Origin of the sequence: Roseospira navarrensis (assembly GCF_009601025.1) — a bacterium.
In the GTDB taxonomy this organism is placed as follows: domain Bacteria; phylum Pseudomonadota; class Alphaproteobacteria; order Rhodospirillales; family Rhodospirillaceae; genus Rhodospira; species Rhodospira navarrensis.
Genome location: NZ_WIVE01000102.1, coordinates 1 through 8,880 on the forward strand (window position 1 = coordinate 1; position 8,880 = coordinate 8,880).

Below are 8,880 nucleotides of genomic sequence, written 5' to 3' on the forward strand. Positions count from 1 at the left end.
GCGCCTTGCGATCCAAGCTCTTCATGGCCGCGCTCTCCGCCGTGCGATACAACCCCGACCTCAAGGCCTTCTACGAACGGCTTATCGGAAACAAAAAGACACCAAAAGGCGCACTCCTCGCCGTTGCCAGAAAGCTCGTCACCATCGCAAACGCGGTCCTCCGGCCTCAGCCCGAACCCGCCACAAACTGAGTTGATGACACTGAAACATGGAACATCGTCATCCTGAGCCCCTGAAAGGGGCGAAGGATCTCGGGCGGGGCCATCCCCCCTGCCCCGCCTGTTCTTTGGAGCGGGCTCACCCTGGTCCGGCGCCGGCGCCGCTCAATACCGCATCGGGTCGTCCCAGGGGATGGCGTGGATGTCGTGCCGGATCAGGTCGCTCAGCTCGGCATGCATGCCGGTGAGGCCCGCCACCATGGCGTCGCGCAAGGCGGTTTCGTGCCGGGCGCGCTCGGCGTCCGTCATGCGCAGCAGCGCCCCCACCACGGCGGTGACCATGTGGGTCAGGGTGCCGCGCAGGATGGTCTGATAGGGGTGCGCCACGCCCTGAACCCACAGCAGCGAGTTGATCGAGAGGATCGCCTCGGTCCGGGTCTCCCACGAGAACGACCGGATCGCCTCCAGAAGCTGATCCACGTAATGGTCCAGCTCGTCCGGATCGTAGCGGTAGTTGGTGCGGTCGTAGGGCCTGGATTCGATCGTCAGGCAGCCCGGGCTGGGCCGGCCGATGGGGAACAGGTCGGTGACCGAGACGGGGACCTCGGGCATCACGGGGGGCACGTTGCGGATGGTCACCCCGTCCGACATGTTGACCGCCTGGATCTCGTTGAAGACGCGGAAGAACTCCTCCAGGCGCAGGCGGGTCCAGTCGAAGATGTTGTTGGTATGGGCCGGGCCGCCGAACGACGCATCCGCCTGGATTCCCATGCGGGTCGGGGCCAGGTCGCCCAGCTTCTTTTCCTTGTAGTAGGTCGTGTTGTCGCTGTGGTGCTTGTTGATGTCGATGGAGCCCACATCCACGCCGAACAGCACCATGCGGCGGTAGCCGATGAAGTGCGCCACCGACACGGCCGTGTTGGTCACGGTCGGGTCGCAGCCCTGCAGGATGTGGCCGTTGTCCCGGCCATAGCCGATGGCGGTGTTGAGCCCGGGCCGGAAGAAATAGGCCGCGCGGTCGAACAGGTCTTCGGTCTGGGTGTCCACGGTGGCGCTGGCGATCAGGGTGATGCCGCTCAGGTCCACCCGCTCGGCGATGCCCTCGAACACCTGCCGGGGGACGATGCCGCGCTCCAGGATCACGCAGACATCCACCCGGATGCCATGGGACAGCAGCGGTTCCACGGCGGTGCCGGCGGCGACCACGGTGCAGGTCTCGCTGAGCGCCTTGATCCGGTCCAGGGTGCGATCCAGCGACGGTCCCGAGCCCACGATCAGCGCCGTCCCGGTATGCGCCGGCTGCTTGCACAGCAGCGGACGGTCCCGCTTGTAGATGTTCTCCTGCGTGTTCTCCAGCATGATGACTTCGTCGCGGAAGAAGCCCACGCCGTAGGTCGAGGGCGTGAACTCCCGCACCACATCACGGATCAGCGCGGTGTAGGTGGCGCTCTCCAGGTGGCTGTAGAACGGAATATTGTCCGGCATGATGCGGACGGCGCGGCGGAGCTGCTCCAGGATGACGCGCTTGGAGTCCTGCCCGCCCGGCAGCAGACGCATCCAGATGGCCACGCCGCGCCGGTCGAAGGCCTGATACACCACCTCCCAGTCCATGACCTGCAGGGCCGCGACGAACAGGTTGATGTCGTGGATGCAGAAGATGACCAGATCCAGGTCGGGCAGCGCCTCCAGGAACTTCAGCATGGTCTCGGTGGAGGCCGTGTCCACCATCACGCAGGTGGTGGCGGCCTTGATGTCCGGGTCGCGTTTCCAGAACGCGGCGTCCGTGGTCGGCAGCACCGTCTGCAGGTGATCGTCCCAGTACCGGGCCTCGACGTTCACGGCCTGCAAGGGCCGGTACGCCGCCAGGATCGTCGGCTTGGCCATGTACATCTCGAACCGGCGCGCCGCATGCTCGTGCGCGGGGTGCGGCATCACCGGGCGGCCGGCGAGGTCGTGGATCATGATCCCGGCCTCGGTCTTCTCCACCGTGTAGTCGCCCCGCCCGCTTTCCAGGAACGAGCGCAGGAACGGCGCGCGCCGCCCCAGAATGCGATGGTTGCGCCGGTACAGATCGGGATCGGTGAACGTCTCCCGGTCGGCCGGGTCCTGGATCAGGTCCACATCCACATCCATGGGGCGACTCCCCGACAAGGCACGAGAAAGAGAACGGGCGGGCGTCGTCTTCACGCGTCTGACCCGGGCTTGAACAGAGCGTATCGGAGCGGCTCCCCCCGGGCAACGGCGCGCGCCAGCGGCAGCCCCAGCACGTCGTCCAGCGCGGCCGGCTCCAGACCGTGCCCGGGGCGCACGATGCGCACATCCTCGGCGGTCAGCACGTGGCCGGCGGGACAGTCCCGCGCGATGTAGAGCGAGCGGCGGAACCGGCGCGAGGCCACCTCGGCTTCGGTCGGGCCGTAGGACACGGCCCCCAGCGCCTGCCAGGCCCGTTCGGTCTCGGCCACCAGGGCGGCCATCTCGGCCGGCTCCATGGAGAAGGTGGAATCCACCCCGCCGTCCGCCCGGCTGAGGGTGAAATGCTTCTCGATCACCGTGGCGCCCAACGCCACGCCGGCGACCGCCACGCCGAGGCCGTGGGTGTGGTCGGACAGCCCCACCTCGCAGCCGAACTGGGCGCGCATGTGCGGAATGGTACGGATGTTGGTGTTTTCGGGCGTGGCCGGATAGGTGCTGGTGCACTTCAGCAGCACGATGTCCCGGCAGCCGCCGTCCCGCAGCGTGGCCACCGCCCGTTCGATCTCGCCGGCGGTGGCCATGCCGGTGGACATGATGACCGGCTTGCCGGTGGCCGCCACCCGGCGCAGCAGGGGCAGGTGGTTGGTCTCGAACGAGGCGATCTTGTAGACGGCGCTGTCCAGGCTTTCCAGCAGGTCCACGGCGGTATCGTCGAACGGCGTGCTGAGCGGGATCATGCCCAGCGCCCGGGCGCGCTCGAACAGGGGGGCGTGCCAGTCCCAGGGCGTCATCGCCTCGGCATAGAGATCGTACAGTCGCCGCCCGGCCCAGGGCGTATCGGACCCGGACACCATGAAATCCGGCCGGTCGCAGTCCAGGGTGAGGGTGTCCGGGGTGTAGGTCTGCAGCTTCAGGCCGTGCGCCCCGGCGGCGGCGGCGGCCTCGACGATGGCCAGCGCGCGGTCGAGCGACTGGTTATGATTGCCCGACATCTCGGCGATGACGAACGGCGTGTGTCCCGGGCCGATGGGCGTGGCCCCGAACCACAGGCTCGGCGGCGCGGCAGTGGGGGGCTCGGTCATGCGGGCGCCTCCTGTTGGGCAGGGTCGGGCGGGGTCCAGACCATGTCGATGGACCCGGCGGGGGCGTCGGGATGGCGGCTGGCGGCCTCGACGAAGCCGGCGCGGCGGAAGGACCGCAGCGAGGCCGCGTTGTCCGGGCGCACGAAGCCGTGCAACGGCTGGGGCCGGGATTCGGGCTGGGGCTGGGACTGGCGCGCCTCCCCGGCCCAGGTCTCGCGCGCCATGTGCAGCAGGCGCGGTCCCCAGCCGCGCCCCCGGAACAGCGGATCGAGCCCGAAGGAGACGATTCCACCGTGTGCGGCCCGGTCCAGGCGGACCTGTCCGACCGGCACCCCGGCGGGCGTCTCGGCCACCCGCATCCAGCGGTCGGACGCCTCCAGCGCCGCCGCGAACCAGGGCGCATGGATGGCCCAGGGCACGGGCTGGGTCTGGAACGCCTGCCGGCGCGTCTCGGGATCGTTCAGCCAGCGGAAGTACAGCGCCGCGTCCGCCGGGGTGGCGGGTCGCGCGGTCAGGGCGCGGTCGGGATCGGGGCACAGGGCCTCCGCCACCCGCGCGGCGCCGCGCCCGTCGGTCAGGCGGAAGGCCGCCGCCGCCTGCCCGGCGCGCGCATCGGTGTCGTCGCAAAGAGCGGCCATCGTGTCGGCGAGGGCGTCGTCGGTCACGGCCTCGACCGGCCCCAGCGACCAGACCGCACCCGTCTCCTCCAGACGCGCCACCTGCGCCGCCTGGTTGGCGGCGGTCACGGTCAGCAGCGACGGCAGGCCCAGGGTCGCGCGCTCCCACACCGAAACACCGCCCGCCCCCAAGGCCACGTCGGCCGCCGCCATCAGGTCGGCCAGATGGGGCCGCGGGCCGTGCAGCGTGATGTTGGGCCGGGCCGCCGCCAGGGCCGCGATCCCGGCGGGGTCGGGATGGTTCGCGCCCACCACCACATCCACGCCCATGGCGCGAAACGGCGGCCGCGACAGCACGCGCAGCGCCCGCGCGGTCTCGTTGGAGGCATCGGAGCCGCCGTAGAACACCAGCACCCGCCGCACGGGACCGGCGCGCGGTCCGCCCCGGCGACGGCGCGCGGCGGCATACTCCGGACGCAGCGGCGCGAACCACGGGCCGCACAGCAGGCGGCACCCGTCGGGCACCAGGCCATCGTAGCGCGCCTCCGGATCCGGATGCAGGTTGGCGTCCAGCAGGGCGTCGCAGGTGTGGGGGCGGTCGGCCAGATCATCCACGGCCAGGATCGCGCCGACATGCGGCCGCAGGGCCTGTTCCCATGCCGCCCCCAGGGCGTAGTGATCCACGATCAGCCAGTCCGGCCGCGCGCCCGCCAGCGCCGCGATGGTCTCTTCGGCGTCCGTCGGTTCGGACGCGCCCAGCCAGGAGTCGTCCCCGGCAGCGGGGGCGGGCAGGCCAGCGACCGGGAAGCCCTCCGCCGCGATCCGCTCCATCAGGTGGCCGGGATGCGCCCGGCAGACGACACGCACGGCCGCGCCCAGATCCCGCAGCGCGCCGGCCAGGGTCAGGCCGCGCAGGACATGCCCGGTGCCCATCCGGCGAGAGGCATCCGCCCGCACCACCACCACCCGCCCCGGACTCCCGGGCATCAGACGCCTCCCCGCGTCCTGTCCACCCCAAGAGCGAACAGACGCTCGGCAATGGCCCAGTCCTCGGGGGTGTCGATGTCCTGCACGCGATGGCGGGGCAGGGGCACCGCCACCGACGCCGGGCCGAAGATCGGCCGCAGGCCCTGCCACGCGGCGAACCGACCCCAGTAGAACTGCCCGGCATCGTGCCACGCCGGCTCCAGGTCCTGGGAGCGGGTGGTCTCGTGCTCGGGATACATCATGGCCACGCCGCCGTCCGGCGTCAGGCGCAAGGCCCGCTGGATGGGGTAGGGGAAGTCCGTGACGGAAAACGCATAGTCCGCCCCCCGCGCCTCGATCCGGTCGCGGCCCCGGCGCAGGTCGTCCGGTGTCACGAAGGGGGCCGTGGCGTACAGGCAGCACACCAACTCCGGGGGCTCACGCCCTTCCGCCCAGCGGGCGCAGGCGTCCGCGATCACCTCGGCGGTGCCGGTGTGGTCATCGGCCAGCGCGACCGGGCGGCGGAACGGCACGGAGGCCCCGAGGGACTCGGCCACGGCGGCGATCTCGTCATCCTCGGTCGAGACGATCACGTCGGCGAAGCACCCCGACGCCAGCGCGGCGTCGATGGACCAGGCGATCATGGGGCGGCCGTGGAACGGCTTGATGTTCTTGCGCGGGATCCGCTTGCTGCCGCCGCGCGCCGGGATCACCGCCAGGGCCGTCATCCCAGCGCCTCCGCCAGCGCCCCGGCGACGCGGTCCACATCGGCGTCCGCCATGTCGGGGAACAGGGGGATGGACAGGCAGCGAGCGTGATACGCCTCGGCCCCCGGCAGGTGCAGGTCCGGATCAAGGGCGCGGTAGAACGGCTGGCGATGCACCGGGATGTAGTGCACCTGCGTGCCGATGCCGGCGGCGGCCAGGGCGCGCATGACCTCGGCGCGGGAGCGGCCGACGGCCTCGAAGTCGATCCGCACCACATACAGGTGCCAGCCGTCGTCTTCCGACGGACCGCGCGGGATCGGCCGCAGCCGGGGCGCGAGCGGGGCCAGCGCCCGATCATGCAGGGCGGCGAGAGCGCGGCGGCGCGTCAGGAACCGATCCAGCTTGCGCAACTGGCTGGCCCCCAGCGCGCAGTGCAGGTCGGAGGCGCGGAAGTTGTGCCCCGGCTCCGCCATCTCGTAGTACCAGGGGTTGGGCACTCCGTCGGCGTCGAACGCCTGGGCGTCCGCCTGGAACAGCGCCGGGTCGCGCGTGAACCCGTGCGTGCGCAATCGCCGCATGCGGGCGGCCATCTCTGCGTCACGGGTGGTGACCGCGCCGCCCTCGCCCATGGCCACGGTCTTGACCGGGTGGAACGAGAAGCAGGCCGCCGCCGAGGCGGTCGCCGCCCCCACCGGCACGCGCGCGCCGTCCAGGCGCGCCCCGCCGCCGAGGGCGTGGCAGGCATCCTCCACCACCGCGAGCCCGTGGCGCTCGGCCACGGCGGCGATCCACGCCATGTCGCAGACCTGCCCGTTCAGATGCACGGGAAACACGGCGCGGGGCGTGCCCGGACCGGGTCGGGCCAGGGCCTGTTCAAGAGTCTCGGGGGTGAGCAGGCCGGTGTCCGGGTCCACGTCGGCGAAGCGCACGGCCGCGCCCGTATGGTGCGGCACGTTGGCGGTGGACAGGAAGGTGATCGACGGCACCACCGCCGCATCGCCCGGCCCCAGGTCCAGCGCCATCGCCGCCAGATGCAGCGCGGCGGTGCCCGAGTTGCAGGCCACCACATGGGGCGCGCCGGTGGCCTCGGCCAGCGCGGCCTCGAACCGCTCCACCGCCGGGCCGTCGGTCAGGCGATCGCCCTGAAGAACCGCGACCACGGCCGCGATGTCGTCGGCATCGATGCTCTGGCGGCCGTAGGGGATCATAGCCCGAGCGAGCCGTTCAGCGCCCGGATCTCCTCGACCGTCAGGAAGTGCGGGTTGTTGCCGGAGTTGTACTCGAACCCCGCATCCACCGGCCGCCCCGCCTCGCCGCGCGCGTTCAGCGAATAGCTGACATCGTGATCGAACAGCTTGATGGTGGGCAGGATCACGTAGTGGTCGTCGAATTCCAGCGTGATATGGGCATAGTCGCCGGGGCACATGATCTCGTGCAGCTTCTCGCCCGGCCGGATGCCGATGATCCGCTGGGGCAGGTCCGGCGCCATGGCCGTGGCCAGATCCGACATGCGCACCGAGGGAATGCGGGGCACGAAGATCTCGCCGCCCACCATGCGGTGGAAGTTGGTCAGCACGAAATCCACGCCCTGCTGGAGGGTGATCCAGAAGCGCGTCATGCGGTCGTCGGTGATGGGCAGGGAGTCCGCGCCCTCGTCGATCAGGCGCCGGAAGAACGGCACCACCGAGCCGCGCGAGCCCACCACGTTGCCGTAGCGCACCACCGCGAAACGGGTGGGGCGCGCGCCGACCATGTTGTTGGCGGCCACGAACAGCTTGTCCGAGGCGAGCTTGGTCGCCCCGTACAGGTTGATGGGGTTGGCCGCCTTGTCGGTGGACAGGGCAATGACCTTCTGCACGCCCGCCTCGATGCTGGCGCGGATGACGTTTTCGCCGCCATTGATGTTGGTGCGGATGAACTCGGTCGGGTTGTACTCGGCGGCGGGCACCTGCTTCAGGGCGGCGGCGTGGATCACGTAGTCCACGCCGTCCATGGCCTGCCGGGTGCGGTCGCGGTCGCGGACGTCGCCCAGGAAGAAGCGCATGCAGGGGTCCTGGAACTCTTCGCGCATTTCGAATTGCTTGAGTTCGTCCCGGGAATAGATGATGAGGCGCCGGGGCTTGTATCGGGTCAGCAGGGTGCGGGTGTATTGCTTTCCGAAAGAGCCGGTGCCGCCCGTGATGAGGATCGATTTGCCATCGAACATTGCGGCGGACCTTGCGTGCAGCGGAGGGAAACGTTCCGAGACCGGAGGCTAACGCTAGCCGAAATGTCTTAACGATCCGTCACCCCGCCCGGGGGGTCCGCAACCGACCGTGGTTGGTCTTACTCCATCAGGCACGCCCGCATGGCGTCGTCCATGTCCTGGACCGGCTTGACCAGATCCCGCATCAGATCCCGGAAGCCCGGGTCATTGCGCAGGGACGAGCGCATATAGTCGCGCAGGGCCGGCCAGTCGGGATGCCCGTCGCTGCGGGTGGCCAGCGCCTCCGCCCGGGTGCCGAGGGTCAGGTAGCGCGGGTCGGCCGCGCGCAGGGCCGCCTCGTCGGCCTCGTCCCACGCGAATCCCCGCCACGGGGTGCCGTCCGCCGACAGCGGACGCAGGCGGTCCGGGTCCTCCAAAGCCAGCCACGTCAGGCGCACCGCCCGCGCCTCGACCAGCGCCACCTGAAGGTCCCGGTTCAGCGTGATGAGGTCCGCCAGGTCGGGTCGGGCGGCGGCCATCAGGTCGCGCATCCCGTCCTGGAACGCCACCTTGGCCGCCAGATCGGCGGCGACCGGCCCGGCGATGCAGGCCCGTTCGGCCTCGCCCGCCCGGGCGGGTCCGGCAGCCAGAAGCAGAGCGACGACAAGGGATGTCACGAAACCACGAGTCATGGGACAAGTCTCCGATCTGGTTCAACAGGCGTACGAACGCCACCGCAGGGCACCGGGCTGAGGTTAACGCGATCGCTCTCGCAGGTCTTTGCAGCGGATCGGAGACCCACGCTCGAGATCCTTCAGCCGCTTCGCGGCTTCAGGATTGTCTGTTTGATTTGTGGCATTGTGGAGATGCCGGGTTGCGGGGCCCCGGGTGGCCACCCGGGGCCCCGCACCGGATCGTGTGATCGTCTCAGGATGGGGTCTTTGCCCGTTGTCATCGTGATCCGCGATCCGG

7 protein-coding genes and 1 pseudogene are annotated in these 8,880 nt (G+C 70.4%); 1 reads left to right on the forward strand and 7 read right to left on the reverse strand.

Annotated features, from left to right (window positions below; genetic code table 11):
• A pseudogene (locus GHC57_RS19675) lies at positions 1-191 on the forward strand (IS110-like element ISEc32 family transposase); the annotation flags it as partial.
• 132 nt (positions 192-323) lie between these two features.
• Here the strand turns inward: GHC57_RS19675 and GHC57_RS18155 are convergent.
• From GHC57_RS18155 to GHC57_RS18185, 7 genes are all read right to left on the reverse strand, one after another.
• On the reverse strand, positions 324-2,291 hold the full coding sequence (locus GHC57_RS18155; protein WP_153346920.1) for a 6-hydroxymethylpterin diphosphokinase MptE-like protein: 1,968 nt from the start codon (positions 2,289-2,291) through the stop codon (positions 324-326).
• 50 nt (positions 2,292-2,341) lie between these two features.
• Positions 2,342-3,433, reverse strand: a complete 1,092-nt coding sequence (pseI, locus tag GHC57_RS18160) for a pseudaminic acid synthase (RefSeq protein WP_153346922.1) — start codon at positions 3,431-3,433, stop codon at positions 2,342-2,344.
• On the reverse strand, positions 3,430-5,037 hold the full coding sequence (pseG, locus tag GHC57_RS18165) for a UDP-2,4-diacetamido-2,4,6-trideoxy-beta-L-altropyranose hydrolase (RefSeq protein WP_153346924.1): 1,608 nt from the start codon (positions 5,035-5,037) through the stop codon (positions 3,430-3,432). The genes pseI and pseG overlap by 4 nt, the downstream gene beginning before the upstream one ends.
• The gene (gene pseF / locus GHC57_RS18170) at positions 5,037-5,744 is read right to left on the reverse strand and encodes a pseudaminic acid cytidylyltransferase (protein ID WP_153346926.1); all 708 of its coding nucleotides are present in this window, start codon (positions 5,742-5,744) and stop codon (positions 5,037-5,039) included. Before pseF ends, pseG begins: the two co-directional genes overlap by 1 nt.
• Positions 5,741-6,931: a UDP-4-amino-4,6-dideoxy-N-acetyl-beta-L-altrosamine transaminase gene (gene pseC, locus GHC57_RS18175; protein WP_153346928.1), complete on the reverse strand. Its 1,191-nt coding sequence runs from the start codon at positions 6,929-6,931 to the stop codon at positions 5,741-5,743. Before pseC ends, pseF begins: the two co-directional genes overlap by 4 nt.
• Positions 6,928-7,929, reverse strand: a complete 1,002-nt coding sequence (gene pseB, locus GHC57_RS18180) for a UDP-N-acetylglucosamine 4,6-dehydratase (inverting) (RefSeq protein ID WP_153346931.1) — start codon at positions 7,927-7,929, stop codon at positions 6,928-6,930. The genes pseC and pseB overlap by 4 nt, the downstream gene beginning before the upstream one ends.
• A 119-nt stretch (positions 7,930-8,048) precedes the next feature.
• A complete protein-coding gene (locus tag GHC57_RS18185; RefSeq protein ID WP_153346933.1) occupies positions 8,049-8,600 on the reverse strand; it encodes a hypothetical protein in 552 nt (183 codons plus the stop codon).
• Positions 8,601-8,880: the final 280 nt, after the last annotated feature.